The following is a 26,680-nucleotide window of genomic DNA, read 5'->3' as shown; positions in this document are numbered from 1 at the left end:
TTCTTGATTCGGGAGCGTGCGTCACAACATGGCTGGTGGCAAAAAGCCGAAATCGAATAGACCCACCTTGGAGGATAGGTTCACTTTCGTGGGCGATGCCGTCGCACCGGGGAACCGCGCGACGCTGCGCTCTGCCATGTTCGAGGTCGAGGACAAAGTTACCGGTCAAGAACGAGTGTTGAAGCTGTGGCACAAGACCGGCACGGACGTCGATGACGACCTGCGCGGCCTCTGGCGTCACGAGATGCGCCAGGTTCAACGCGTGATGGCATATACCAGTGCACGCGAAGTCATCGTCGATATTCTGGAGTTTGTCGAAGACGACGAAAATTTTGGTGTCGTTCTTGAACGGGTCGGGCGCCCCTTGGATGAACGCCTAAAGCGTGCGCCGAAAAGCCATTGGGTGCGTAACCTGGGGGCGCCCAGGCCAAGGACCTTGCTTTGGCGCAACATCCAGCGTCTCGTAACCGCCCTTGGCATCGTCCATTCTCAGGGGCTTGTTCATGGTCGGCTGACCCCGGAAGTGATCATGACTGATCTGGCCGATGAGCCGGATTTCCAGCTTGGCGGATTCGAGTGGAGCCTATGGCTCAATGCCGACAGTGATGATCGATCTCATGCAAAGATCGCGGCCCCGAATGTAGCCCAGACCCAGAGAGCAGAGAGTTACTCTTTCGCCTCTGACTGGCGTGCTTTGGGTCTGCTGATCGCGCATTGTTTTGGGCTGGAGATGACAGAAAGTGGAGATGTCGGCCTCCGGTCGGACATCGACTCCCCAATCGCACTTCAAATCTCGGAACGTGTCCTCTTGAAGCGCCTCATTCGTCCCGCACGAATGGAGCAGCTGGACGCAGAATCCATAAGTCGCGCCATCGATGATCTGATCGTCAGTTTGGGTCGAGCGACGACGGCACGTGCTGGCACTTTCGTGCTGATCTTTGATGCCTCCGCAAAGCTTGGAGCTGCTGTCTATGACGCTACCGACGGCGAGATCGCCGTTGACGAATGGCGCCGTCAGCTTCAATGGGCACAAGCCGACATTGATGGCGGGGCGACGCTATTGGTGCCAAAATCCTTCGATCCGCAGACATCTTCGATTCGCCTTGTCACTGACAATATGGTGTACCGCCTTCACGGCTTTCGTGACGATGGCGCAATGCGTTGGGACATTGCGATCTGCCGCGGTCTTGAAATCAGGAACGGACGACTGAGCCTTAACGAGGTCGATGAGCACCGCATTACTCAGCGTGTGACTGTTGCCCTGAACAGTCGGGACGCAAAGGAAACTGCAGCGCGGATCGGTCCCGACATTTTGGACTGGAGCGCGTTTGCGGTTGCGGCCAAGGACGCGCCTATCGACGAGGTGGGCGCCGTTCGTCAGGCGCTCATCCTGCTGCAGGCAATAGAAGCCGTCGTGAAGGCTTTAGACGTCTTTCCGGTCCAGATACTCGACAGGACGCGCGCTCAGGGACGCCGGTTTGTGATCTGTCGAGCAGAACCCAACAACGACAGAGACGCTATCGGGAAGAAAGTCGGGCTTCACGACAGTGGAAGCGCTCTTCGGCGCCTTTTCGAAGAGGAGCACCAGGATGCCGATGCCAAGTGGCGATTCAGCCAGGCCCCCAGTCTCGGAGCAAATCGGCTGGACGACGTTGCTGCAAATTTCGTTGATCTTGTGGAGCATCGAGGCCGCCGCGCTTATCGGTTTGAAGTGGATGAGGACCTTCCTCCAGATGGCCCATATTTCCTTCGCATCGAGCGTGATGCAGGCACCGAAAAAGTCATCGCTCGCCGGCTGCGCAACATCAAGGCTTTGAACACGCGCGCGGATCTCGCCGAGATGTTGGCCGACCCCTGGCGGGTTCGACGCTCGAGTCGAGAGGCGTTGAGCGATGCGGAGATGCAGGATCCAGAATTTCTGGATCTCGACGTTCCCAAACAAAATGCCTTCAAGGGTCTCTGGTCCACTCTGCCTGGCTATTTCGTGGTTGGACCGCCTGGCGTCGGGAAGACGAAACTGGCGACGGAAGTCGTCCGACGTCGATTTGTATCGGACAGGTCGTCACGCCTCTTGGTGAGCGCTCAGGGTCACGACGCTCTCGACAATCTGCAGGAAAAGATAAAGGAAACATTGGCTGCGAACGCACTCAACGCTCTCCTTGTCGTGCGTTCGGCAACTGGGGAGAAACGCCCGACGAACGATGACGAGGTGCAGAAGGTCGGACTTGGCTATATCGCCGGCCTCGACAGCAGCAATATGGCGAAGAGCGCGCCGGCGCCATTGCGGGAGCGGCTTTCCATCTTGCACAAAGCCGCGAAACGGCGCGAAGCCGAGAAAAATGCTCTGTCCAAAGAACAGCGATCGGATTTGGGCGCGGTCGCCAACCTAGTTCTCGACGCAGCGAACATCGTGATCTCCACTGCCAACTCTCCCGACATCGAGCGTCTGGTGGAAGCGCGCGCCCAGTTTGACTGGGTCTTGGTGGAAGAAGCTGCGAAAGCAACAGGCCCAGAATTGGTTGGTCCGCTCATGCTTTCAGGACGCCGCCTTTTGATCGGAGACCACAATCAGCTGCCGCCGTTCGATGCGGAACGTCTCCTGAAGGTTTTGAGCGATCACAGCCTCACGGAGCGCGCTTTGGGGTTGGTGGAGACGCTCGTTGCACCTCTCTTGCGGGATGGCGAACTCGACGAGTTGCAAGAGATCGCCAAATCCGATGAACGACTACGAGATACTGCGAGCTTGGCAGTGCGACTGCTCGAGCCGTTTCGAACTGCAGTCACGGAGGACGAAAATCGCGCGCTCGCCAACCCGGGGCATCGCGCCATCGCCGCGACGTTGTCCGAGCAACGCCGAATGGACCCGGCCATTGCCGAGATCGTCTCCAAGGCGTTCTACCAGGGTCGGTTGACGACGGAGGCACGGCGTGCCGAAGCCGCAGAATTGAAGCCCGCGCCTGTGACCCACCTCAATGGATTGCCTGCATCTCCGGTCGTGGTCATCGACGCCCCTCATGTGAGCGCGACTGGCCAGGCAGAGCCGATGGAAAAAGGGTCGCCTCGATGGCACAATCCGAGCGAGGTCAAGACCGTCGTAGCGGTGCTGCAGCATCTGCGGGCTCGCGACCCTTCGAAACCTCCGACGCTGGCCATACTTTCACCCTATAACGCGCAGGTCGACAAGCTGCATGAAGCCGTCACTCGGGAGCGGAGGCATTCTCTTCAACACCTGGATGATTTTCGATCCGTCCGGAGCAACGGGGCGTTCGTGGGAACAATCGATTCCTTCCAAGGGGGTGAAGCTGATGTCGTCGTTCTCTCGCTCGTACGCAATAATCCAATGTCTGGAGGGCGTGCCCTCGGGTTCCTGCGCGATCATCGCCGCATGAACGTCGCTTTGAGCCGAGCGAAATCCCAGTTGATTATCGTCGGCAGCCTGTCTTTTCTCCGGGAAGCGGTTCGGGGTGTGAATCCAGAAACGGAGACGCATAATCTATCCTTCCTGACAACCATCACCGATACGATCACCGACCTTGAGACGCGTCTTCGGTGTGATGTACCGCTCGCCACCGTGATCCCCCTCGCTAAATTTCTCGGGACGACGAAATGAGTGTTCTCATCGCCATTCCCGTCTTCCGTGTCTCATGCAAGGTCGGCATCGACCGGGTCCGGGGCTGGAGCGTCATTGAAGAAATGGTGCTTTGGTCGATCGCGAGAGATGCAAAAGCGGTCCCTGAACTTGTGGCGGAGGCCAATATACCGTCTCAATTGATCATCGCCTCAATAGCGCGATTGATGCGTTTCCGCCTCGTCGAGGTAACGGTCAATAATGGGGCAGTTGCCTTTCGGGCAAGCCCCTTCGGCTTCAAGGCAGTCAGCAGTGGCGAGCCGTTGCCGACTTTCCCGCAGCGCATTCCGCGACGGGTGAGTTTCGTGGTGGAATGGGCCACCGGAGATTTTTTTCCCACTGGTCAGATCTGGCTGCACTCTCCTTCCAAGCTCGAAATAGCGCGTCAGGGGGGAGCGGAAGTGCGGGTGATTTCGGTCGAGGGAGGCGGACCTTCAATGTCGCATTCGGCAAATTTGGATCGGCTGTCCGATATTGCCGCCCGCGGCTGGGATGAACAAGTGGCTCTGGTGGATGGCCGCACCGCGGTTACTCGTGATGACGAGTATATGGTTCTCAAGGTCATCGATGGGGTCGCGCAAGGGCTGCCGGAGTCGGCCGGCCCCAGACTTAACAAGATCGTCGCCGATGCGGCTCGAGCGCGAGCCGGCACAACAAAGGTTTCAGTTAGCTACGTCGGACCGCAGGATGCGCTTCAGGCAATCCCTCTCGTCCATCCTTGCGATTTCCGGCCCGATGACCTGATTATTGGAGGAAGTGCTCAGGGCGTGTGTTTTGAACAGTTGCTTGCTCAGGCGCATCGGCGGGCCATTATTCATTCGACGTTCCTTGACGCAAAGCGTTTCGTGGCATTGTCTCCGGCAATAAAGGCCGCATGTGCACGAGGCATCACCTTCGATCTTTTGTGGGGCGCTCAGAAAGACGAAGAAACCGAGCAGCGTAACGCAACCCAGGCCTTGCAGATCGCAAATGCAGTTCGAGATGATCCTGATCTGCGGGATCGGTTTCGTATCCATATGCGTTCGACTGGCTCTCACGCCAAGCTGATCCTCATAGATACACCTCACGACGGTTGGATCGCGGCCGTCGGTTCGTGCAATTGGCTATCGTCTCCCTTCCAGGCAACCGAACTGACTGTTGTCTTGCGGGATCAACACGTTGTTGCGGATGTTGCCGCCGCACTCCAGAACATGGTCGGTCGTCGAGGTCTCGCCGATCCAATCGCGAACGAGATGGGCCTGACCGCGCGCGAGCTGCGCCGGACACCACGGGGAACTGGAATAGCAAACGCGTCGCTGGTCATCGGCGACGCCCATGATCGATTGATCCGAGAAGGAAGTGGCTCGGCTCAGCAGCGTTTCATCGTCGGGAGCAATTTACTCGGCTCGACCGCCCGACCTGGTGCGATCATGCAGGGTGAGACGGCCGCCGGTCGCACTGGCGTGGAAGCAGTCGTTATCTATACAAAGCCCACCGGGCCGCTGAAAAATCGGCATACCCGAGCTTTGGCTGAAGAGGCCGGCTCTAACGGGCTGGCCCTGGTGAGAACGAAGAAAATACCGCTCCACGGAAAGTTCGTCGCCTGGGATGACGATAATCTCGTTGTCACCAGCTTGAATTGGGCTTCTGCCTCTGCCGATCCAGATTTTCCGTGGGGCGACATCGGCGTTCACATCTGCGCTCCCGGCATAGCCATGAGCGCGATCACAAGGCTTCAAGCCATCTACCCGGAAATGGTCACATCTGACCGCTCGATGTCCCCCGAAAATGACGAGCCGACTATGTCACAGGCTGACCAATGACGTCCTGACAAGTTCTCCCCATGCGAACCGCCGAGTAGTTCTGAGTAGAGGGATACTGACCAAAAAACTAATACATTTCCTGGTCAGGAGGTGACCATGCCAAGCCTAGCATCAGATACCGCACCCGCATCCACAGCCCGGCTCGCAACAGCTGCGCCGTCCGGCGTTTGACGGCTCAATCTATGAATACAGATGAAAACGAGTTTGAAATGGACGAGCCGGCGACCGAGACCCATACGCCGCCCGGCTGGCCGATTCAGATCCTAGAATTGACGCCCAGCGGAAATGCTCCGAAGAAATACGGGTCTGGGACGTTTCGTTTCGGTGCTTCCCTGACGCTAAGCGTCATACTGCCTCGGCGCGGATGGACTCTGGTTAAGAAGACAAAAAATTATGTCTACCTTATCCCGCCGGGGGACCAACCGTCTCCCCCATTCAGGATCAGCATCGCCGTCCCGACACCTGAGCACGTGATGGGCATCGCTGTTCGCAGCTATCGACGGGGCAAGTCGTGGTTGGGCCAATTGGGAGAGTGGCCTGCGTGGTACTTCCACGAACGCAACACAGATATGCGCGAGATTTGGCGAGACGCCACGACAGGCGAGATGCGGTCACTCGTCCATTCGAATCCTCCGCAATCGAGCCTATCGATCGGAGAGTTTGGTGTCTGGAACATTGACGTGACAGGGGTGGCAGGGGAGTTCACTTTTGGGGTTCTGCCTCCACCACTTGTTCCGAAGGAGGCTCCGACCGTTACAGCACCACTCTTCGAAGGGGCAACGCGAGCGCTGGAACTGACAACATATGAACGCAATGAAGTGGCCCGCAGGTTATGTCTCGCCCACTACGGTTTGCGCTGCCAGGCGTGCGGCATGAGTTTTGAAGAACAATACGGCACGATCGGCGCTGATCTGATCCACGTTCATCACGTAGTCCCGTTGGCGACAAGACAAGGCGAGTACGAAGTTGATCCTATTCGCGACCTCGTACCCCTGTGCGCGAATTGCCACCAAGTAGTTCATCGACGCGCACCCCCCTACTCCGTCGGCGAAGTTCGCAACGCTCTCCGCCGACAAGATGTAATTGTTCCGGCCCGTTTGAGTGCCACAGACCTGGAAGAGTGAGAACAGAGCCGGTCGCAAGTAGGCTCGGATCAAAACGGCGGCGATTTGAGAAAATTGGCGCGACCCACCAGTCATCAACGTCCACTGGTGAAATGTTACTCGTTTATCTGCTATCCCGCTTCATCTGCGATTAGCATTACGTCTTTCTTCGGCGGTCACCCTTGACCAGTGCCCATGAGACGCCTATGTCTAGTTCCCACTAGACGTATATGTCCGTATGTCGAGCCTTGAAACCTCAAAAGATACAGCGCATTTGTGTCCCACAGCCGATTGAAAGGACACTAACATGACCACAACAAATTCTCAAGAAGCCGACGCAACACCCGCACCCACGATCAAGACGAGCAAGGCATCCGCCGACAAGTGGGGCCAGCAAGTCATTGAGCTTGGCTTTTGCCTCGTTCCGTCGCTTCTGCTGCGCGCGCAGCAGCGGATCGGGCTCAATCCGACGCAGCTCGCCGTGCTTCTGCAGCTTTGCGATTTCTGGTGGGACAAAGAGCGCAAACCCTATCCGAGCAAGGAGACCCTGGCACTCAGGCTCAGTCTCAGCGAGCGGCAGGTTCAGCGATATATCGCCGAACTCGAACAAGCTGGCCTCGTCCGGCGTATCGAGCGCCGTAGTGCCAATGGCGGAAAGCTCAGCAACACTTATGATCTGAGCGGCCTCGTCAAACGCCTTCAGGAGCTTGAACCGGAATTTCGCGAAGCTGAAGAGTCGGCGAAGGCCGCTCGTAAGGCCGTTGAGAAGCCGGGCTTCAGACCGCGACCAAAGGGCAAACAGCCATCCAATGCACAGCCGGCGGCGAGAGACGCATGAGCTGGGCCTTGTTCATTGATGAGTCTGGCCAAGACCGGCGAAACTCGCCCTATGAGGTGCTTGCCGGCGTCGCAATCGAAGACCGCAAGATCTGGCCGTTGATCCGGCAGTTGTCCGATGCGCAACAGCACATTTTCGGCATGCGCCTGTATCAGGCTTATGGTCAGGAAGCCAAGGCAAAGGAGCTGCTCAAACAGAAGACCTACAAGCATGCAGCGCAGTTGCCACCGTTTGACGTGAACGAGCGCAGTCACCTCGCTCGGGAAATCTTGACTGACGGAACCGCTGTGACCCGGGAAAGGCTGACTGCTCTCGCGCAGGCGAAAATCGCCTACTGCGAATTCGCGTTGGATCTGGCTCGCGGCCATGGGGCACAGGTGTTCGCCACAATGGTTCCGCAAGAGGCTCCCCGGCCGCCGAGTGACGATGCCATGCGCAAGGACTACGCCTTCTTGTTCGAGCGGTTTTACTATTTCCTGAATGGATTGCCCGGTGATCCCATGGGATACCTGGTATTCGATGAACTCGACAAGGCGCAGAGCCACGTGCTTCTGGGCCAGGTTTCGAACTATTTCATCAGGACCCGGAACGGCAGAGTGCGGTCGCGGCTTATTATTCCGGAGCCGTTTTTTGTCCACAGCGACCTTACAACGCTGATTCAGCTGACCGATATCGTCGCCTACGTAGTCAGTTGGGGCTTGCGCCTGAACGGGATGACCGCGCCCGCGCGCCCGGAATTGGAGGGGTTGGCAAACCGCGTGAAACGAATTCGGTTCAGCCGCGAGACGGAAGGGGGCGAGAAAATCTGGGGGATAAAGCAGATCAAGGATCTAAGGCCGGCCGTTCGAAACGGCCAATAAAAAAGGCAATGCCCGCGTTGCCGCGTTCAAAGCCTCCGAGGAGACATATATGTCGCCAGGTGGGGGATGTCAACGTACGCGGACTGACGGCTTGTCTTTCGAGCTGATCTTGCTGCTTGGCACATAACCGTGAACGTTCCAACATCATACTCAAGCGATACAGTTTGAGATTGACCGTAGTAGGCTTACGCCCTATGCTCTCCCGTAGTCGCACTACGGAGCTTGCATGACCGACAAGACAGTCACCGACCGCATGAAGCGACAGCGCGAGCTGCGCGCCGCGGAGGGATGGCAAAAGGTCACCGTATGGGTGCCGACGGCGGCAGATGCCGCAGATGTCAAGAAACTCGCTGCCGAGCGCCGGGCCAGGGCCGAAGCGCTCACCAGCCTTAGCGAAGAGGTGCCGAAAGTGAATGTCGAAACAGCAGAACGGATTGCCCAGGCGATCGCCGAACATGGCTCCAAAGCTTACAATACGCCCTCAGGCGCTGTCTTGGAACTCATGAAGGAGCTTGCCAGCGAAGATGATCTGGTGAGTTTCGCGAATGCCTTCGTCATCGTGGCGAGGGCAAAGCCGGCCAATGCGAATTTCATTACCGCACGCGTACCGGCCATGATTGGCGAGTTTCTCATCCGCCACCGCGGAATTGGCCAGGGTATGATGGCAAAATGGAGCACATCGAAACCTGGCTGGGCTGACGAGCTCAAGTCAGCGGTACGCGATCCGGAACGGTTCCCGCAGGTTGTCGAGGCGCTGGCGCAGACCATCAGGCACAGTCAGGCGATGCAATAATCGGGACGTGGTCGGCGAGCACGCTCCCAGCCACGATGTCCGAAATCCTGGACGCGGGACCGCCTTTCGGCAGCACACTCGGAGCAACTCTACTGCTTGCGACCGTGTGAATCACATCTTAGAAATTGAAACACCAGGTGAGGGCTGGCCTGACCTGGTGCACAAAAAATCGATGTCGAAGGCGCATGGCAAGCCAGTGGGGCCTGTTCGACTGCTTGGGGTGGTTATCTACGCAATATGGCAGAAAGTCAAGTTCCTTTTCCCTACCTGCCGGCGCAGCTGCAGGCCATCCGGGCCTCGATTTCAGAGCCACGCTTCGCAACCTACCTCGCAAAGGGGGGCAATCACGAAGAATATGCGATGGCACTGTACCTCTACAATGCCCGGGTCGCCAAGGCGTTCCTTTATCCGCTGAATGTGGCGGAAGTGACGCTGCGAAACGCCGTCGACGATATCCTTGTCGCAAGGTTCGGAGCGAGCTGGCATCAGGACGCCACCTTCCGCGATCAGACCCTGACGGGAAACGGGCTGGCGACGCTCGACAAGGCAATACAGAGGGCAGGCGCCAACGCGCCGCGCGATCAGATCGTCGCAACACTCACCTTCGATTTTTGGTCGAACCTCTTCCGGCCCGAATACGGTGCTCTCTGGCGCACCACCGTCAATATCGCCTTCCCGAATCTGCAGCACGGCCAAAGCCGCCAGGAGATCCAGAACCTGGTGAAGCCGATCAATGTCTTCCGGAATCGCGTGGCCCATCACGAACCGGTTCTCGATCTGAACGTGACCGACATTCACGCCAAGATCGTGCGGCTGATCGAATTGCGATGCACGGAAACGGCATCTTGGATGAAGCATTACTCAACTCTGAGCACGGTCGTGAGAACGCGCCCTCGCCGGGACGGGACCAATGCCAATACGCTGGCCGCGAAGCTCGACCCTGCATTCGTGCCGGTCAAACCGGAGACGGGGTTGGGCGAACTGGCCGAACTGCTCGACGAAAAGCACCAGGCAATCATCTGCCTCGATGACAAGGGGCGTCCGACCGCAGCGTTCACCGTGGTCGACGCCATTCGCTTCATCTCGGAACGCGCCAAGGGACTAGGCGGAATGATCGATCTAAAAGATCACACTGTTTCGGACCTGCTCAAGATCGCCAACCTCGTGGATAGATGGACGCAAATGGACGACGCCACCCCGCTCGCTTTGGCCGTGAAGGAACTCCAGAAACCTCGCATCCAGATCCTCGTCGGGATCGAGGTCGCATCAGGCAAGGCGACGGGCGCGATTTTACGCGCACACCGGCGGTATTGACCGGGAGGATTGCCCTTGAGCTTCAGATTGGTGGATTCTGGATGGTCGGACGAACTGGATGCTGGTATGTGGGAAAGACCCGAAACGGTGTCGATCGTGTGTCCCTTCATCAAGAAGCGGACCGTGGAGCGCCTGGTTTTCGCCCATCGTCCCCATGATATTCGCGTCATCACTCGCTTCGACCTCAACGCCTTCAATGCAGGGGTAAGCGATCTGGACGCGCTGGATCTCCTCCTCCAGAGCGGAGCGAAAATCCGCGGGGTCATCGGCCTCCATTCCAAAATGTATATCTTCGGCGCCAGGCGGGCGATCGTGACAAGCGCCAATCTCACTGAAGCTGCCATGTTTCAGAACAAGGAGTTCGGCTTTACCGCTGATGACCCCGCTATCGCCACACAGTGCCAGAGTTACTTCGATCGCCTATGGTCCAACACCAAACACGATTTGTCGAAAGCCCAAATCCAGCAATGGCGTCAAATTCTCGCCCCGTACCGTGTCGGGACGAGAGATAGCGTTTCTCTGCCCGACTTCGGAGAGACCGTGAACGTTGCATCGCCCTTGGTGCTGGAGTCTCCGACGGATGCGCCTGTCCAGTCTTTCGTGAAATTCTTTGGAAGGGCGGACAACCGCGCGTCGCTATCCATGCAGATCGACGAGGAAGTTATTCGTTCCGGTTCGCACTGGGCTTGCACGTACCCGAGTGGAAAGCGGCCCCGCCAGGTCCGAGATGGGGCCATCATGTTCATGGCGCGCATGGTTCAGGCACGGAGCGACTACGTCATCTACGGCCGCGCCATCGGGAGGGAGCATAGGCCAATTCTGGATGACGCCACGCCAGCCGACGTGTCAGTGAGAGCCTGGAAGGAGAATTGGCCGCACTATGTTCGCGTCCACGATCCCGTCTTCATCAACGGACCGCTTTCAGCGGGGGTGTCCATGGCCGACATGATGGCCGAACTCGGTCCGAGTTCTTTTGCTCCAACGCAGCGCAATCTGAACGCCGGGAATGGTGGCAATCTCAATCCGCGACGGGCCATCATGAGAAAACCGCATATGGAGCTCACGCCCCAAGCCTATAAGTGGATATTCGGTCGGCTTGAGAAGGCGCTGATGCGGCATGGCGCGCTGGATCTCACTGATCCGCGTTTCGACCTTCCTGCGGAGCAGGAAAACTCTCCCGGTGTGCTTGCGAAAGCCTCGCAGGCGCCAATACGACTACCACAGGAGTAGAAAATGGATATTCCGCATGTCTCTCATCAGCCACCCAAGACCGGTAGTCGAGTGAAAATTTACTTTGATCGCAAGTCGGGCGATCTCATCATCGAGACACCTGAGGGACAGCGCTGCACGGATTTTATGGGGATTTGCATCGGCGACGCTGTTTTCGACACCGAGCGCACCGCGAGGGGCAGCACGCGCTGCATCGTGACAGGAACTTTTCTCGCGGTTCCGGGCACACACGAAAGCCGCGGCATCGAGTCGGAAATCCGCGCGCAGGGCAGATCGCATCTGGAGTTTTACTGGTGGCGCGACAAGACGTGGCCACTCCGTAAGGCGCGCCTAGCGTTCATCGCGAAGCCACACGGTGGTTTTCCCACCTCAATGGTCGTTGACGGAGAAGTCTGACCGAGGACGCTTTGGCACCATCCGAATTCTACAGGCCGCAGGTCTTAAGGCCGGGAATTGCTATTTGGCCATTCCCACCGATTATTTGGGAAGTCTCGCTGCAAAAGCCTGCCGGCCGCTATCGACAATGGCCATTACGCGTGTCGGCCGTCTATGATCGAAAATCCAAAAGCCGAGGCCTGGTTTATGCGGCGGTCTTGGTAACGCCTACTCAATGGCTTCCATCAAGTCATAACCGAAAACGTACTCGGCAAGGATATTTGTCGTCTCGTACGGCTCGCCGATCCCATTGACCCGCCCGACCTCGGCAATCAAATGAAGGTTCTTTCGCGGGCGCGATGCAATCACATATAGGAGCTTCTTGGCGCTATCCAGCGCATTAGGATCAGCGAAATGCGGAACCATGCCTTCGAGCAGCGCAAATGCTATCACGGAATCGAATTCAGCCCCTTTGACACCGTGAATAGTTGATATCGTGATTCCGGAGCGCGCCGCGAACACGCGCCTGAACATCGCAATGTTGGATACCGCTTGCACGCCGGCGTTTTCCAGCCGTTCGATTTGGATTCTCGACCGTTCGAAAAATGCCGTGCGATGATCATCGAGCGATGGAAACAGCGCAATGTCGATCCCGAGCGCCAGCAGCAGCTCGTCAAAAAACAGCTCTAGGTATTCGAGGCCATCGTCGATCAGGATCTCAATTTGATTGCAGTGGCGCAAAAGATCCCGTCGAGAGGTTTTCGACGTGTCGATGCCTACAGACCGAAAATGCTCCAGAACCTCGCCGGCCCAGCGCATCCTTCGAACGAACATTTGTGGCTCTGGCCTAGTCAATGCAAGCCGAGATATCTTGAACCAGATATTGTCTTGGTCTCGAGAAAACGGCGCCATGCCCGGGCCGTCAAAATTGTATTCGGGTAGCGCCGCCACGAGGCGTCGAGTTATCGCCGCCAGTTGCACCCATTGCGGTCCTACAACGCAGATTTCGTGCGGCGAAATTCCAAGCGTTTCGATATTATGGCGAATGAGCCGCACGATCTCATCATCCAGCTCTTGGTGATTGATCTCCTGGTCGAAGGAAATGAAGCTTCCGTAGTCGCGGTCTTTGCCGACAGCCTCAATGACCGCAGGCACGACACAGTAGTTCGAGAAATAGCCGACGATCCTTTCGGAGGAGCGGTAATTGTTCGACAGGCTTTTCTCGGCGAGATCGATGCCGGCGCGCGCCGCGAATTCTGCCAGAGTCATCGCATAGCCGCCCAAGGACCCGTATATTGCCTGGTTGGGGTCCCCGACGATAAACGTTCTCGTGTTTCCGGCCGATGCCCTTAGAATGGCAGCAACAATTGCGTACTGGATCTCTTTGGTGTCCTGATATTCGTCAACAAGGATGTAGCGGAATAGAGATCCGAGCAGCACGGAAATCGAGGGATTGCTGGCGATCAAGTCATGCGCGCAGCTCAAGATCATCTCGAAGTCCAGTTGCCGGTGTTCCTGAAGCCGATCCCAGTAGCGTTGCAGGACGGCTGTCGCTGCTGCTCGGCGGTTCGGATTTGCTCCCTCAAGCTCGAAACCAGCGGTCGTGAAATAATATCGACAATCCAGGGGGCGGACGAAATTCGGAGATTGCTGGCAAAGATCCGTCAGGATGTCATCGGTTTCATGCTGGTCAATCACCCGGAACCCGTTGGCAAGCCAATCGTGATAGACAGCGTAGGGCCGAATAATCCAGTCGAGACAAAATGAATGGATTGTGCCGATCCAGAGGCGGTCGGTCGAGACCCCCAGTCTCTCGATACGGTCAGCGATCTCTTCGGCGGCACGATGCGTGTAGGTGATGGCGACCACCCAATGGCGTTCACTTTCCAGCTTCGAGAGCTCGAGAGCGATCTTGTAAGTGAGAGCTCTTGTCTTGCCGCTCCCTGGACACGCAGCGAGGAAAACGCTCCCGTCATGAAGGACGGCATCCGTCTGCTCATCATTTAGGTCGCCGTTTTGCCATACGAAAACCATCAGGCATGTCCCATGACGTCGATGATGACGTCGCCAGCGACCGCACCGATCAATGCTTCGCGGAGCGGCTCTATCGCCGGCTCGCCAGCGCGGAATGATCTTACCTGCTCCCTGAGCTGGGCAAGCTGTGCGTCGCCGATCACCGCGGGATCCTGGCGAAATTTCAGGCGGTGCTCGATCATATTTGCGAGAACAGCGCAACCGATCGGTCGATGGGCGGAAAAGATCGCTTCGACCAGATAGTCCGGGATGCGCGTCGAGGAGGATACCTGCTTGGCCATCTGGATTGCGAGCCAACCCTTCCCGGCATAATCCGCCATGGCGAGGATTCGACGGCCAAACACTGCCGGATCGTTGGATCTCAATTCCGCAGTTGCAGCAACTATCGTCGCATTGTCCTTATAGACCGAGTTCAAGACTGAAACAGCGAGTTCCGAGTTTCCCGCCGCCACGAAGTCGACTTCGAAGGTTCTCGGAGCATAATGGACGGACACCCAGTCGTTGCCGTCCTTGAACGCCGTCAGTCTTGCCCGTCGGGCGACCCCGGCCGCCTGGGCTCCGATTGCTTTTTCTTTCGCGCCCTTCATCGCCTTCGTATCGTCCTCGGCGGGCTCCGTATTGAAGAACGTCGCGTCGAGGTCGGTGACGATGGCGCAGCGTCTTCTTATTCTAAGGTCGTGGAAAAGCACCGCGACATTCTCAAATCCGGTGCTGCGGATGTTGATCAGGCTTACGCCCAGTTCATCGAGGCTCACCCCGAGAACTTCTTTGACGAGGACAGGTACGAGGATTTCTTCCGCGTCGCCTTCAACAAGGATGACACTTTTAGCGAATAGGAGATTGCTTCTAACCGCATCGAGATACCGTTGGATGCTTCTGATCTCCGGCTCATCCAGTCCCGCACTCGGACGGAATGCCTCGCAGCGTGACCCGCTGCGCCCCAAGATATTTACGTTTTCCACGTTGCTGACTTCTGAGATCTGGGTCGAGTGGGTGGAATAAATCACCTGCGTATCGGGGTAACTCAGGCGGTCAAACAGAGTTTTCTGGATATGCGTGTGGATATGGGCCTCGGGCTCCTCGATCACCAGAAAGTTTGCGCAGGCCTGTTTGGCTTTCTGGTATTTAAACTCAAGGAGCTTCAGCGTCAGGTAGATCAGGTTGGCGCCACCGAGGCTCAACTCGTTGATGGCTCCCTCATAGTCGTCGTCCGTTTCGCCGACGAAAAGCTTCAATGATTGGAACAGCCGGTCGGCTTCGTCGGGGACCGCCGACCTGACCGCCAAGCTTGCAGGCGAATATGTTTCTCCCGCTGCATCGCGGATCGTTTGCCGTATATCGGCTCTGATTTCGCCAACATCGGGAAGCGCTTCGATCTCGTTATTAAGCGCTTTGACGCGCTCGGTGATCGGCGCCAATGCAGCGGGGTCGATTTCGCCGCTCTTGCTGCGCAACAGCGTCAGCAATGGATTGGTCCGCTGCCCCTGGAACTCGCTGACAACATCCCGCAACGCTTGGACAAAAGTGAAGCAGACCTCCTTGCTCACGGACATGATCCCTGGAACCCGACCGCCGAGGCTCGCGGGATGAAGCTCCTCTGGAAACTGCACTGTCGCAAAGTCGCCAACCAACGCCTGATAGACGGCTGGATCGGAGAAATCAGCAGTGCTTTTACCGGTGAAGACCGTCTCGTAATCGTCAAGGGTGATCGTGTTCAAGATCCCCGCGAGGCCGGTATGATCCCCCTCAGCGAGTTGGCTGAGAAGCGTGCGCGTCGCGGCGTTAGGTCGGAAAATCAAATTATAAGTGGCTCTCGCGACGGCGTCGTTTTCGATGACGCCGGTGCCATGGAGGAAAAGCGCCTGGATTGCTTCCTCCTGGGACACCTCCGCAAACTCAATGCTGATGATGATCCAATGCCCACGCCAATTGCCGAGGCCGCGGTGAAAGTCACCCTCTTCAAGTCGGTACGCCCAACGGAGGAAATCATCGTCGAGCATCAACCGCATTGCGCGGAACAGGTTCGTCTTTCCTGAACCGTTCTCGCCGATGATCGTATTAATGCCTTTGTTGAAATGAAAGTTTGCCCGCTCGAAATTACGATAGTTTACCAATTGAACGCGCGAGATATGCATCGTGGATCCTTCGAGACTCGTGGTTCCGCGAATATACCCGCAAAACGAGAGAAGACCATCGTTCCACGACTGTGACAGCCCTCTATCCCACAGGCATAGTTGTTACCCTCACAGAGCGATTTGCCGCAGGTTTTAAGTCCGCCTCAGCAGAAATACGGCGAGGCTGCAAGCAACACTGACAACGAGCTCGGCCTCGGCGGCCGTCGCGTCTCGGCCTTCCTGCACATGGCGTCCATTCTGCGAGGCGTAACCCCATAACTTATGGACGGCATCCCCCAAAGGGGGAGTCAGGGCCAGACCGTTGATAATCTGGCCGAGGTTCAGATTAGGGGCGTTTGTCATGTCTCGAGCAACGCATTCGAGCGCAGCCATCGAATGCTGAATCGCGCCTGTGCGGTCCGGATCCGGACGACGTGAGATATCCTTCAGCGCCTCACGTATTTCGCCGGCCGCCGTGTACCTACCGCTCTGCGCAAAAGCATCGACCGCCTGCTCAGTCGCAATCGCGAAAGTCGGATCACCACGAAACACTATTCCATCCGGATCTTTGAGATCCCAACCGATCCCTTTCTCGCGGAACACCCTGTTCAAATCGTCTTCGAAGCGCCGCTGTTCGTCTGGGCGGTATTCGAAGTTGCGCCAAAGTGCTTCAGCGACGTCATAGACCTTGTACCAGTCGCACCCTGTCAACAAGCCGAGGACTTCATCCCAGATGTCTGGGTATGCGCTACAGTTGCGAGGATCTGGAACCTCGAGCAAGATATCGCATACGATGGTCCGGATAGCTGTCGGGCTTAGACCGCAGTTTCGCGCGATGCTCGCGACCTGGAACCGCAGAAAGTCGGGAGCATCCTCGCGGATCGTGATTTCCGGTTCCGGGCCACGATAACCATGTCTATCGGAAAAGGACCGATTCATTTCTCGCGCCTCACCTACACTCTTTCATCAAACGTAATTCTTCATTTTGCGTGCATGAAAGCAACCGAATCTGCCTATCTTCGACTGATTCGTAAAACCAGGTGCGATCATGCAAGGAAATGTCACCTTTGACCCACTGGCTTTTGCCGAGCCTGTCGAAAAGCCTGAGATCACCGAGATTCTCGATTTGGAGAGCGGGGAATTCTTTGAAGCCACAGCTTTTATCTCTCAAAAGCGCTATGATCGGTTGGTCGCGGAGCGCGTTTCGATCCGGGAAAATCTAGCGGACAAGCCGCTTTTCGCATGCGGGCTTTGCGCGACACCCGTCTATCTGGTTGCCTCTCGCGAGAAGCGTTTCTTTTTTCGCCACTGCCGAGAGGATGGCTCTTGCCCGTCGATCACCCGTTCGGCATTGAGCCGCGACGAGATCCGGGCGCTCAAATATGATGGCCAGCGAGAAAGTGTCGCTCATCGAAAGATCAAGGAACGGCTCCTGCGCAGTCTTGCTGCCGACCCCTCGAACAGCGAAATCCTCTCTGAGAGGCAGTGGCGCTCTGCCCGAGACTCCCGCAGCCGACGCCAACCCGACGTACAGGCTCTCACCACCTTTGGCCGGGTGGCTTTCGAGGCGCAACTTTCGACGACTTTCCTCGACGTGGTCGCGGGACGTCGGTCATTCTATCGTAGCGAAGGTGCTTTGCTTATCTGGGTGATGGCAGAATTTGATCCCAACTACCGGCGCATGACAACCGACGACCTGCTATTCTCCAACAACTCCAACATTCTCGTTGTCGATGAAGAAACGACGGCTCTGTCCGAAAGCAGCGGCATGTTCTATCTCCGCGCGCATTACCGCGTGCCCGAACTGATGTCAGGCGTTATCACAGATCATTGGGCGTCCCAGATCGTCGCTTTCCGCGATTTGAGCATAAATCTGGAATCACAGTCAGCTTGGGCCTTCGACTACGAAGGCCAATCTCGGTTGCTCTTCGAAAACGCAAGGATCGAGGTGGAAAGACGGGATCGCGACCTGCGAGAAAAGATCTGCTCATTCTGGTTGGCGCGTAATCAGCACACTCCTGATCCACTGTCCGCTGAAGAAACGTGGCAGGGCTTGACTTCGGAGCTGTCCGGCCGCGGCGTTACACCTCCGACCAACGACCGACACGACCGGGCCGTTACCGGTCTCATGAATGGCGTCCTGAGCGCGCGCGAAAAGCGTCCGATCGGTTGGGACTTCAAACACCTCATCGAGGTGGCCCACCGCATTTGCGACGGATATCCGGAACACGCGCTCGCGATGGGATTTGCCCTCAAAGAATACGGGTGCGAGGAATTGATCAAAGCCCAGGACAAGAGCGGAAAATGGGAAAAACGCGCCCGCACGATTCGGGAGAACATCCGGCTAGGTGATCAGCGCTATCTACCCGATGAAGATACGCTACCCTTCCTCATGTTCGTATTCCCTGAGATCGGCAGCAAAATTGAAAAGTTCCTGTCGTCTCGTCTCGCCCAGTCCAAGCTCTGAGGTGCCAGCGTCGATTTCCCATTCGGTTCTGCCTCTCAGGATTTCGGGTGCGAACGCGGACTGCCGAAATTCGGGCCGAAGGACCAGAAGGTGCGAGTAAGTGTGGGGCCGCCATCGCTGTCATCAATGACGGTCCCGACCTCAGTCACGCGGCATCATCGTCGAAATAGGAGTCGTCGACGCTGCCACCTGTATCGAATTCAGGCTCTCGATAGGCCACGCGTCCGGCCACGAGATCGAAAGTCACAGAGGTCGTGAAGTTGATCTTGTCGCCTGAAAACGCCCTTTCTTGATCCTGCTCGCCCTCGGCGGTACCCGTAAGCGTCACTGTCAGGCCTTCATCGTTCGACGATACCTCTGCCTCATCGATATAGAAGCCATCGAAGTAGGCATTTGTCGTCGCCATCTCTCCTGAGAGCTCGTCAAGGATTGTCAGCGGGTTTTCATAGGCGTACGCGCTGACTTCCTCACCGATGTTTCTGTTGCTCCAGATCTTACCCGAAAAATGTCCGGCTTCGAAAAGAAACTCCGAAATTTGCGCTGCAAGTTCATCGACAGTTGGCAGGTCGCCAGGAATTCCCTGCAGTTCAGCAATTCTCTGATCCATAACCGCGAGCGCCGGCATCAGAACCTCAGCTTCTTCGAGCAAGGTAAGTGGATATTTCGCTTCAGCGCGAAGTGCTGCCGCAGTTCCATATCCGAAATAGGCGGCAACGATTTCGTGGGCGTGCCCCGCGACAAGTTTGTTCCCCGTCAACGCGCGGTACTTCGCACGCAGGGCGTCAACGCATTCTTTGTGGATAGACATGACAAATCCAATTCACTCCAGCGTCTGATACGGTGAACACAAGCGCTTCATGTCACCTTGCGCCGGCTGATTGGTTGCCGTTTAGGTGAGGACTGCTATCTCTCAATTGCCGCCTTTAGGGTCGCTTGCAGCCCTGGCGATCGGCTCCGAACAGGATCATATCCGATTCCATCGGTTTTGGAAGCCAGGCGACTTGCCTCCGGAAGAAATTCTGGGCCGGCGCATGAGAATGAACCTCTTGCCGAATGAAAAGCGCACGGTAGCGAATCATAATGGCCGCGTTCATTCTAATTCCACCGCATCTCGCGGAGCCTGAAATGGGAGGAGCTTATGGAGATTTACTGCAGGGGAACGGCTCAAATTAGGCATGGTGAAACTGGCGAAATCTACGAAATCGAAAGCGACGAGCTGGATTGGGACGCAGTCGGTGGTGATGAACGGCAGATGGGATCGGAAATCCACTATGAAGCTGACATCGATCACCCGGAACTTGGAGAGCTAAGCTGGGGTCTGTGGGAGTATCCCATCGGTATCGAGAATTACCATATCACCAATGCAGGACCGCACGAGGTCATTCAGGATTTCGATTATGGGCTGGAGCACGGTGAGCCGGAACCTGACGAATGGGTCGATTACTCTGTTCCGGATGATCCGCTAACAGTCTTCATGAGCTCCTACCATCATACAGGCGACCTGCTCGCGGACTATGGAGGCGACAGTGGCGGTCACCTGGTCAATCGGATGATCTTTTCGCATCAGATCACTGCGATGGAAGCCTATCTCGCCGACCGCCTGATAAATGAAATCGAGAGCGATGCGCACGCCGTCGAGCGGCTGCTTCGACAGGACGAAGACCTTGCGAAAGAAAAATTCACGCTCGCCGAATTTTCGAAGGACGCCGATCTGGTCGGTAAACGGGTCCGCGAGCACCTGCGGTCGATCCAGTATCACAATCTCGCCAAGGTGGATGTTCTCTACCATATCGCGCTTGGAATCCGCATCCTGAACCTGGCCACCGACAAGGCGAGCCTCTTTAGGGCGGTGCTGCTGCGTCATGACTGCGTCCATCGCAATGGGTTCGACAAAGACGGAAACGAACTGAAGATCTTCACCAAAGCATTCGTTCAGGAAACTGCCGATCTGATCAGAACCTTTATAGAGAGTATCGAAAGAGCCCTGCGAGCGCGGTCCTTGTAAGAGCTTTGACGCGTCATTCCCCATCGGCTTCTGGGTCAGCGCAGAAAAACGCCATCGATGTAGACATTGCGTGAAATCTTGCGCCAATCAGGGTTCATCCGCACGCCGCTGCGAGAATTGGCACGAAGGAAGTCCGCGACGTCGTCTAAACTCGCACAGGGCACTGGATCTACATTTGATCCGAAATGATGGCAGGCATAGTTGCCGTCGGCCCCGCGTTCGACGCGGCTGATGACCCGACCGCCGACAATTCGTTCAATTCTTGTGATTGGCATCGATTGCCTCCTCGTTGTCAGACTATACCCCACGCCCGAAACCTCCCCCTCCCCGTCATCTCCCGGAGCCCCAGTTCCAAAACAATCCTCCGCGCCGCCTGCGGCGTGACCTCGAGCGTCTTCACGACCATGCCGGCCGAGACGAGCGGCTTTGCCACGACGAGCTCGATCAGCTCCGGCATTTTTGACGACGTCCGCCGGCCGGTGAGCTTTCGCTCCATCATCTGCCGTGCCAGCGCCAGCCGGTCATGCTCTTTGAGGCCGATCTCGGCCGCTGCGATCAGCCCTTGCGCGATGGCGAGCAGCCGGGTCTCGCGATCGCGATGCCGGCGCCGATCGACGGGAATGGTTTTCAGGCCGAGGTTGATGGCAGCCAGATGGGCGCCGGTGGTGACGCCCGCCTGGCGCAGGATGGAAGCGGCAAACAGCCGGCCGAGCCAGGGCGCATGCTGCAGGACGGCCAGCTCATTCCACGCATCGAGGGCGACGATCGCCTGCAGCACAGCGGGCAAATCCTGGACCTGCCGCAGGACGCGGCGCCATTCCTCCAGCCGCGCATCCTCGTCCCAGTCGAGATCATAGACCAGTGCGTCTCTGTGTGCCGCGCTGGCGCGGCCGGGCCGCGTTGCGTCTTTGATCGCGGCCTCCGATCGGGCAAGTACCGCATCGATGTCGGCATAGTCGACACCGGGAAGGCCTTCGCCGCCGTCAGCTTCGTCCCCCTCCCCTATCGACTCGACACCGACAGGCTGCCTGGCGCCGGTCGCCTCCGTCGCGTCAGCGTCGACCGGCATGATCTCCGAGGTCTGCCGCAGCGTCCGAAGCCCGTCGGTGGAAAAAGCCCAGCCGGGTGGTTGGGCGGCGATGCGCCGGCGGGTTCGCAGCACGTCGCGGGCAATTGTCAGCTCATGGGTCGGTGTGCGAATATCGCGGGTATCGTCGTGCAGCACCAGGTCTTCGAGATGGACGAGGTCGCCGTCGATCCACAGCGAGGCGCAGGCATCTGCAAAATGGGCTCGCTCGATCCACCCTTGCCCGACCGGCGAGCGGGCTATCCGCTCGTCGAGACGGGTCAGAGCGACACCTGCTTCAAAAGCAGGCCGCATCAGGCTCTTCAGCGGAAAATTCCCGAGATCGTAAGACATTGAAATCATAGTAAATGATTTGCTAATCGAACTCTATCTGAAAGTTAGGGTTCCTCACTGGGCATATTTGATAGTTTGGTGTCTCGCTTCCGATAAGTAATGCTTATCGGAAGTGATTGCTATAACGCCGCAAATCAGCGTGTCGGTCACCATGGATCGCCGGAAATGCGCGGTTTTCCGGGCTTTTCGGCCGATTTCGGCTGGGATGACCGGACTCGCCGAGACAGAATTCGGCCGCCGCAAGTTGCCCCGCATAATCCCGACCCTTCTTCTGGCATGATGCGCCGGCGTCCTCCTGAGGGCCCCTGCTCTCGCGGCATCTCCAAAACGGTTGTTTTTCCGGCCTTTCCGCCACAGGAGCCCGCTGGCGCGGGTTTGTCAGTGCGGACGCTCCGTTGCTCATCTCGGGGTGGCGATTTGGGTCTGGCGGGCCCCTATTTGATGCTTAAAACACGCTTGCAACTGTTCGATTTCTAACGCATGCCTTATCTGTACAAACTACTTCGAGACAGGGCCGTTACAAGCGCGATGGCAAAGCCACAAACATTTAACAACCAACAATCTCCCAAGCGGCTGATCGGTTATGCCCGGGTGTCGACGGATGAACAGGTCCACGATGCCCAGTTGGACGAGCTGCGTGCAGCCGGCTGCGATCGGATCCATCAGGAGCATGGTTCCGGAGCATCGCGGGCTCGACCGGTGCTGACGCGATTACTCGCTGAGCTTAGCGCCGGCGACGTCCTCATTGTCGTGCGCCTCGATCGACTGGCCCGATCCGTCAGTCATCTCTTGTCGGTGATCGAGGACCTCGAGGCGCGCGGCGTGCATTTCCGGTCGATCCGCGATCCAATCGATACGTCGACCCCGCAGGGCATGTTTTCCCTTCAGGTCCTCGGCGCCGTCGCGCAGCTCGAGCGGGCGCTAATCGCCGAGCGTACCAAAGCCGGCATTAAGGCGGCGAAGGCACGCGGCAAGCTTCCTGGAAATCCGGGTCTGCGAGAACGACGGCCGGAGGCGATCAAGGCAATCTCGCAGGCACGGGAGAAGCTCTATCTCGATGAACTCATTGCATCGGCGCAGACGTGGCTGCCGATGGTGCGTCAACTCCGGCCGCAGCACAGTTGGGACAATGTCGTGCGGGTTCTCAATCGCCGTGGCCACGACTGGACCGTCGAACGCCTTCGTCGCGCTGTTCATCGCATGGTACGCGAAAAGCTCGCGGAGAAGGAACTCCTTGCTCGATCCCCTCGTCGCGCTCCCGAAGACTATCTGATGAAGCTGGTGGCGGCAATTGCCATTGCCGATCCCAACCTGTCGCTGCGCGACATTGCCGCGCAACTGGACCAGATGGGAGAACGGCCCGTGCGCAGCGGCAACAAGTGGCAACCGTCCTCGGTGCGGGTCCTGCTGGACGAAGCCCACAGATTTGGCCTCATTCGCCATTGAGGGCATGGTTCATCCGACGCCCGATGGCAGAGAGTCTTTTCTTGTCGCTATTCGACTGCATAATCGTCAGGTCCGGCCTTTGGGGATCTGTAGCGCCAGGACCGCTAGTCGCTATCGCTCCGCGGTTTCAGCTCAGCGCCTACACTCGCCCGCGGAGCCGGCTTCCTCCGCCTGCTCGCCCCCTCCCCCGGAACGTGCTGAAGGCTTCAGCCGCGGTGATTATGATCCGCAGAGGCGCGCGGGCCATGACCCTCGGTGGCGCGGGTAAAAGCAGAGGACAGCCCCTCCCCTCGCTACCAAAAAGCCGTCTCGGCTGCACGAAGAATTCGGGCGCGAGCCGCGACTCAGTCAGACAGTATTTGTTTCTTTTACAATCCGTCCGCGTTTCGGCGTTCTTTCAAGGATGCTCGACAATTTAATTGAGCCATTTGTCCGCGCCGCCAGCTATATTTCCTACAAGAATGATTACGACCGAAAATCTGCAAACATTCGTTTTACGACCAGCAATTTCGACTGTCCTCGAAGCCTAGGAGGTCTTCGTCCTGAAGCATCCTGCGGAGACCGCCGTTAAGATTACAAAGCAATGTCTCCTTTCAGTCGTGACAAACACCGCCATTGTTCGTTCGAACACGAAGCCGCTCAATCGGGGACGGTACCTATCTCTACACAACCGATCTTGTGAGAGGTCGCGCGAGGAGCGGGTCATGCGACGTCCATAGTAGCGCCCGAAAATGTCGTTTCTTTTCAGAGTGTTGGAGCTGTGGTCAGCTGACCACCGGAAAAGCAGCTGTTGGCAGTGCGTCCACCCCAAAAAACTTGCTGGCCCACGACAGCAGAGTCTGGCGAAAAACCTCGATCAGTGGACCCGCTGACCTAGCACTCGATCCTCTCCAGCGGCGACTAGAGCCTGCGCGCTCCGAGTACGCCAAGTGGCGGAAACGCGAAGCTTTCATCTCGCGCAGCGTTGGAGCCGGTTGCGGCAATGGTATCTGCATCACTTGCCCAGGTCTGGTCCGAGCGATGAGTGCGGCCGGAAGTGGTTGTAATCGTCGGCCCAGCAATGGCGCTTCGGGCATAATCGCAGCCGAGGAACAGGCTTTGGTTGACCATCTCGTCCCGCATCCGGCCGTTGAAGCTCTCGACATTAGCGTTTTGCATCGGCTTCCCGGCGTGATGCCGTGCGACTCGACCCTATGATCCTTCGACCTGGCAAGGATGGCATTCGAGGTGAATTCCGTGCCGTTGTCGGAGACGATCATCCCCGGTTTGCCGCGCCGTTCGATGAGGACCGACAGTTCGCGAGCGACGCGACGACGCAAGATCGAGGTGTCCGGGATCGCCGCCAGGCATTCGCGGGTCACGTCCTCGACGAAGTTGAGCACGCGAAACCGCCTTCCGCAAGCGAACTGGTCGTGAACGAGATTCAGCGAGCATCGGGCATTGGCCTTCGCTTCGACCAGGATCGGGCCACGCGTGCCAACAGCGTGCCGCCCCGGCTTTTCTGCTTGCGAACGGAAAGTCCTTCTTCGCGATAGAGCCCGTAGATGCGGTCGACCCCAACGGCGCTCCCTCCCGCCGAAGCCGCCGGTCGCCGAAACGCCATCGCTCATTGGCGAGGTCGCGCAATAGGGCGACTTCTTTATGATGTGGGCGCGCCTGCCCGACCAACGCTTCGATCTTTTGTCGCGCGTCATGCATGACCATGCACTCATCGGCGGCTCTAAACTGCGTGATGTCGTAGAGACAGTTCGGTTCTGCGACACCCAAACGATCGAACTGCGCGAGCGCGCCGACCGTCCGACGCGGCAGGCAACGTTGTGCCTAGAGCTTCGGCCAGGCGACGATCAGGCGGCCGCAAAACCTGCGCGAAGAAGGGCTGCCCGACGGGGTTAGGCTCAGTTGGGTCGAGGTCGTCGAACCGGACGCACCCGACGGTGTCGAGCCCTTGCATTGGCTGCTCTTGACCACCCATGCGCTCTCCAGTGCGACTGACGCCTGGCAGATCGTCGCTTGGTACAAGCAGCGCTGGATGATCGAGCAGTTCTTCCGGGTGATGAAGACGCAGGGCTTCAAGATCGAGGACAGCCAATTGCAGTTAGCGGCGCGGCTGGAAAAGCTCGTCGCCATCGCCGCCAAGGCCGCGGCAATCGTCCTCCAACTCGTGCAGGACCGCAGTGGCGGCGATCCTCACCCGGCAAGCCTGGCAGTCAGTCCCCAGGAGATCAACACGCTCGCCGCCCTCGAAAGCCGCTTCAAGGGCAAGACCAAGCTGCAATCCAATCCCCATCCCAAAGCTTCGCTCGCTTGGGCCGCTTGGATCATCGCCAAACTCAGCGACTGGAACGGCTATGCCTCCTCCAAGCCGCCTGGACCCATCACCTTCTTCAACGGACTCAAATACTGTGCCGATGGCTGGGCCTTGCGAGATAGGTATATGCCTCAGTCGTTCGGTGGAGAAATGTTCCACTGGATCATTTGCTTTTGGTCACGAACAAAATCCAGCGACCAGCGGGCAGAGCCTTCGCGTTGGCCAGGATCGGTGCGCGCGTGCCTGCAAGTTCGCTTACGGAAGGGGGTTCGCGTGCTCAACATCGTCCATGACGCGACGCGAGAATGCCTCGCGGCGATCCCCGGACACCTCGATCTCCGGTCGTCGCCTCGCTCGAGAGCTGACGACGCTGATCGAATGGCGCGGCAAACTCGCAATGATCTCTCCGACAACGGCACCAAACTCACCTCGAATGCCATTCTTGCCTGGTCAAAAGACCATAGGGTCGAGTGGCTCATTGCGTCACCTCGCCCAAGATAGCGGTTGATGAATTCTCCCAGTGTTGTGGAAGTGCCGCCGCGAAGCAGCCCCGTAGATTCCGGCGCTGCGGATGGCAGCAGGTAGTTGTTCCTATTGCGTCCTATCCATGCGGCGCCATCGCCCATTCGCGATTAGCCGGCACAGCCGGCCGCCTTGCGATTTGCTGGCCGCGCCGGTGCCAATGAATTGATGAAAGGCGGCTGCCATTTCGTGCGAAGACTTCGCTCCTGGTCTAGTTCGTGCGCGACCTTGGGCGCGTTCGTATTGAGATCACGGTCTACTGTTCCCCTAAGAGGCGTCATTTGGCTCGGGAGCCAGACGGTAACCGGCACAATGCCTGCGACAAGCCGCCTTTGAAAGTTGGTGTTTTCCAAGGGGTTAGCTTGGTGGTCAGCTGACCACAACCGAAATCCTCAACGGCCGGAATAACGATCAGCCGCAC

18 protein-coding genes and 3 pseudogenes are annotated in these 26,680 nt (G+C 57.7%); 14 read left to right on the top strand and 7 right to left on the bottom strand.

The annotated features are described in order from the left end of the window. Nucleotides 1-88 precede the first annotated feature (88 nt). The 9 genes from AMK05_RS25725 (at nucleotide 89) to AMK05_RS25685 (ending at nucleotide 11,964) form a co-directional block, all read left to right on the top strand. Nucleotides 89-3,610, top strand: coding sequence for an AAA domain-containing protein (locus AMK05_RS25725; RefSeq protein ID WP_237352250.1), 3,522 nt, complete (start codon nucleotides 89-91; stop codon nucleotides 3,608-3,610). After that, nucleotides 3,607-5,430 (top strand): phospholipase D-like domain-containing protein, encoded by a 1,824-nt coding sequence (locus tag AMK05_RS25720; RefSeq protein WP_064842375.1) that lies wholly within the window; start codon nucleotides 3,607-3,609, stop codon nucleotides 5,428-5,430. Before AMK05_RS25725 ends, AMK05_RS25720 begins: the two co-directional genes overlap by 4 nt. A 182-nt stretch (nucleotides 5,431-5,612) precedes the next feature. After that, nucleotides 5,613-6,554 carry an HNH endonuclease gene (locus tag AMK05_RS33635; RefSeq protein WP_082935744.1) on the top strand — a complete coding sequence of 314 codons (942 nt, stop codon included), beginning with the start codon at nucleotides 5,613-5,615 and terminating at the stop codon, nucleotides 6,552-6,554. Between the two features lie 286 nt (nucleotides 6,555-6,840). Further along, nucleotides 6,841-7,371 (top strand): helix-turn-helix domain-containing protein, encoded by a 531-nt coding sequence (locus AMK05_RS25710; RefSeq protein ID WP_064842371.1) that lies wholly within the window; start codon nucleotides 6,841-6,843, stop codon nucleotides 7,369-7,371. Continuing rightward, nucleotides 7,368-8,231 (top strand): DUF3800 domain-containing protein, encoded by an 864-nt coding sequence (locus tag AMK05_RS25705; protein WP_064842369.1) that lies wholly within the window; start codon nucleotides 7,368-7,370, stop codon nucleotides 8,229-8,231. The genes AMK05_RS25710 and AMK05_RS25705 overlap by 4 nt, the downstream gene beginning before the upstream one ends. A 226-nt stretch (nucleotides 8,232-8,457) precedes the next feature. Then, nucleotides 8,458-9,024, top strand: a complete 567-nt coding sequence (locus AMK05_RS25700) for a hypothetical protein (RefSeq protein WP_064842367.1) — start codon at nucleotides 8,458-8,460, stop codon at nucleotides 9,022-9,024. A 417-nt stretch (nucleotides 9,025-9,441) separates the two neighbouring features. After that, a complete protein-coding gene (locus AMK05_RS25695) occupies nucleotides 9,442-10,338 on the top strand; it encodes a hypothetical protein (RefSeq protein ID WP_335725713.1) in 897 nt (298 codons plus the stop codon). 15 nt (nucleotides 10,339-10,353) lie between these two features. Continuing rightward, nucleotides 10,354-11,568, top strand: a complete 1,215-nt coding sequence (locus AMK05_RS25690; protein WP_225881156.1) for a phospholipase D family protein — start codon at nucleotides 10,354-10,356, stop codon at nucleotides 11,566-11,568. 3 nt (nucleotides 11,569-11,571) lie between these two features. Beyond that, entirely contained in the window at nucleotides 11,572-11,964 is a 393-nt protein-coding gene (locus tag AMK05_RS25685) for a hypothetical protein (RefSeq protein ID WP_064842361.1), read from the top strand. A gap of 207 nt (nucleotides 11,965-12,171) precedes the next feature. Here AMK05_RS25685 and AMK05_RS25680 read toward each other — a convergent pair whose 3' ends face one another. The 3 genes from AMK05_RS25680 to AMK05_RS25670 form a co-directional block, all read right to left on the bottom strand. Next, on the bottom strand, nucleotides 12,172-13,977 hold the full coding sequence (locus AMK05_RS25680) for a UvrD-helicase domain-containing protein (RefSeq protein ID WP_064842358.1): 1,806 nt from the start codon (nucleotides 13,975-13,977) through the stop codon (nucleotides 12,172-12,174). After that, nucleotides 13,977-16,112 (bottom strand): ATP-dependent nuclease, encoded by a 2,136-nt coding sequence (locus AMK05_RS25675; RefSeq protein ID WP_064842356.1) that lies wholly within the window; start codon nucleotides 16,110-16,112, stop codon nucleotides 13,977-13,979. Before AMK05_RS25675 ends, AMK05_RS25680 begins: the two co-directional genes overlap by 1 nt. A gap of 132 nt (nucleotides 16,113-16,244) precedes the next feature. Further along, nucleotides 16,245-17,030: an AbiJ-NTD4 domain-containing protein gene (locus AMK05_RS25670; RefSeq protein WP_064842354.1), complete on the bottom strand. Its 786-nt coding sequence runs from the start codon at nucleotides 17,028-17,030 to the stop codon at nucleotides 16,245-16,247. A gap of 109 nt (nucleotides 17,031-17,139) precedes the next feature. On the opposite strand from AMK05_RS25670, the gene AMK05_RS25665 reads away from it, so the two are divergent. After that, complete coding sequence (locus AMK05_RS25665; protein WP_064842352.1) at nucleotides 17,140-18,558, top strand: DUF6035 family protein; 1,419 nt, start codon at nucleotides 17,140-17,142, stop codon at nucleotides 18,556-18,558. Nucleotides 18,559-18,703: 145 nt separating this feature from the next. Here AMK05_RS25665 and AMK05_RS25660 read toward each other — a convergent pair whose 3' ends face one another. After that, nucleotides 18,704-19,366: a hypothetical protein gene (locus AMK05_RS25660; RefSeq protein WP_064842350.1), complete on the bottom strand. Its 663-nt coding sequence runs from the start codon at nucleotides 19,364-19,366 to the stop codon at nucleotides 18,704-18,706. Nucleotides 19,367-19,696: 330 nt separating this feature from the next. Here AMK05_RS25660 and AMK05_RS25655 point away from each other — a divergent pair, with 330 nt between their 5' ends. Next, nucleotides 19,697-20,563, top strand: a complete 867-nt coding sequence (locus tag AMK05_RS25655) for a hypothetical protein (RefSeq protein ID WP_064842348.1) — start codon at nucleotides 19,697-19,699, stop codon at nucleotides 20,561-20,563. Between the two features lie 35 nt (nucleotides 20,564-20,598). On the opposite strand, the gene AMK05_RS25650 is transcribed toward AMK05_RS25655, so the two are convergent. Both AMK05_RS25650 and AMK05_RS25645 read right to left on the bottom strand, forming a co-directional pair. Next, the gene (locus AMK05_RS25650) at nucleotides 20,599-20,838 is read right to left on the bottom strand and encodes a hypothetical protein (RefSeq protein WP_064842346.1); all 240 of its coding nucleotides are present in this window, start codon (nucleotides 20,836-20,838) and stop codon (nucleotides 20,599-20,601) included. A gap of 17 nt (nucleotides 20,839-20,855) precedes the next feature. Then, entirely contained in the window at nucleotides 20,856-21,992 is a 1,137-nt protein-coding gene (locus AMK05_RS25645; protein ID WP_064842344.1) for an RHE_PE00001 family protein, read from the bottom strand. 519 nt (nucleotides 21,993-22,511) lie between these two features. Here AMK05_RS25645 and AMK05_RS25640 point away from each other — a divergent pair. After that, nucleotides 22,512-23,429 carry a recombinase family protein gene (locus tag AMK05_RS25640; protein WP_064842342.1) on the top strand — a complete coding sequence of 306 codons (918 nt, stop codon included), beginning with the start codon at nucleotides 22,512-22,514 and terminating at the stop codon, nucleotides 23,427-23,429. Nucleotides 23,430-24,285: 856 nt separating this feature from the next. Here the strand turns inward: AMK05_RS25640 and AMK05_RS25635 are convergent. Further along, nucleotides 24,286-25,055, bottom strand: a pseudogene (locus AMK05_RS25635) (integrase core domain-containing protein); the annotation flags it as partial. A gap of 319 nt (nucleotides 25,056-25,374) precedes the next feature. Between AMK05_RS25635 and AMK05_RS35655 the strand changes: the two are divergent. Next, a pseudogene (locus tag AMK05_RS35655) lies at nucleotides 25,375-25,503 on the top strand (transposase); the annotation flags it as partial. Between the two features lie 504 nt (nucleotides 25,504-26,007). Continuing rightward, a pseudogene (locus AMK05_RS34750) lies at nucleotides 26,008-26,226 on the top strand (DDE-type integrase/transposase/recombinase); the annotation flags it as partial. Nucleotides 26,227-26,680: the final 454 nt, after the last annotated feature.

The organism is Rhizobium sp. N324, assembly GCF_001664485.1.
In the GTDB taxonomy this organism is placed as follows: Bacteria; Pseudomonadota; Alphaproteobacteria; order Rhizobiales; family Rhizobiaceae; genus Rhizobium.
The sequence above is the reverse complement of the archived record's forward strand: the minus strand, read 5'-3'. Positions and strand labels throughout refer to the sequence as shown.

What these genes read in the sequence shown, in the direction of transcription:
- AMK05_RS25720 (WP_064842375.1), top strand. Translation starts at nt 3,607, where the DNA reads ATGAGTGTTCTCATCGCCATTCCCGTCTTCCGTGTCTCATGCAAGGTC.
- AMK05_RS33635 (WP_082935744.1), top strand. Translation starts at nt 5,613, where the DNA reads ATGAATACAGATGAAAACGAGTTTGAAATGGACGAGCCGGCGACCGAG.
- AMK05_RS25710 (WP_064842371.1), top strand. Translation starts at nt 6,841, where the DNA reads ATGACCACAACAAATTCTCAAGAAGCCGACGCAACACCCGCACCCACG.
- AMK05_RS25705 (WP_064842369.1), top strand. Translation starts at nt 7,368, where the DNA reads ATGAGCTGGGCCTTGTTCATTGATGAGTCTGGCCAAGACCGGCGAAAC.
- AMK05_RS25700 (WP_064842367.1), top strand. Translation starts at nt 8,458, where the DNA reads ATGACCGACAAGACAGTCACCGACCGCATGAAGCGACAGCGCGAGCTG.
- AMK05_RS25685 (WP_064842361.1), top strand. Translation starts at nt 11,572, where the DNA reads ATGGATATTCCGCATGTCTCTCATCAGCCACCCAAGACCGGTAGTCGA.
- AMK05_RS25680 (WP_064842358.1), bottom strand. Translation starts at nt 13,977, where the DNA reads ATGGTTTTCGTATGGCAAAACGGCGACCTAAATGATGAGCAGACGGAT.
- AMK05_RS25675 (WP_064842356.1), bottom strand. Translation starts at nt 16,112, where the DNA reads ATGCATATCTCGCGCGTTCAATTGGTAAACTATCGTAATTTCGAGCGG.
- AMK05_RS25670 (WP_064842354.1), bottom strand. Translation starts at nt 17,030, where the DNA reads ATGAATCGGTCCTTTTCCGATAGACATGGTTATCGTGGCCCGGAACCG.
- AMK05_RS25665 (WP_064842352.1), top strand. Translation starts at nt 17,140, where the DNA reads ATGCAAGGAAATGTCACCTTTGACCCACTGGCTTTTGCCGAGCCTGTC.
- AMK05_RS25660 (WP_064842350.1), bottom strand. Translation starts at nt 19,366, where the DNA reads ATGTCTATCCACAAAGAATGCGTTGACGCCCTGCGTGCGAAGTACCGC.
- AMK05_RS25655 (WP_064842348.1), top strand. Translation starts at nt 19,697, where the DNA reads ATGGAGATTTACTGCAGGGGAACGGCTCAAATTAGGCATGGTGAAACT.
- AMK05_RS25650 (WP_064842346.1), bottom strand. Translation starts at nt 20,838, where the DNA reads ATGCCAATCACAAGAATTGAACGAATTGTCGGCGGTCGGGTCATCAGC.
- AMK05_RS25645 (WP_064842344.1), bottom strand. Translation starts at nt 21,992, where the DNA reads ATGATTTCAATGTCTTACGATCTCGGGAATTTTCCGCTGAAGAGCCTG.
- AMK05_RS25640 (WP_064842342.1), top strand. Translation starts at nt 22,512, where the DNA reads ATGGCAAAGCCACAAACATTTAACAACCAACAATCTCCCAAGCGGCTG.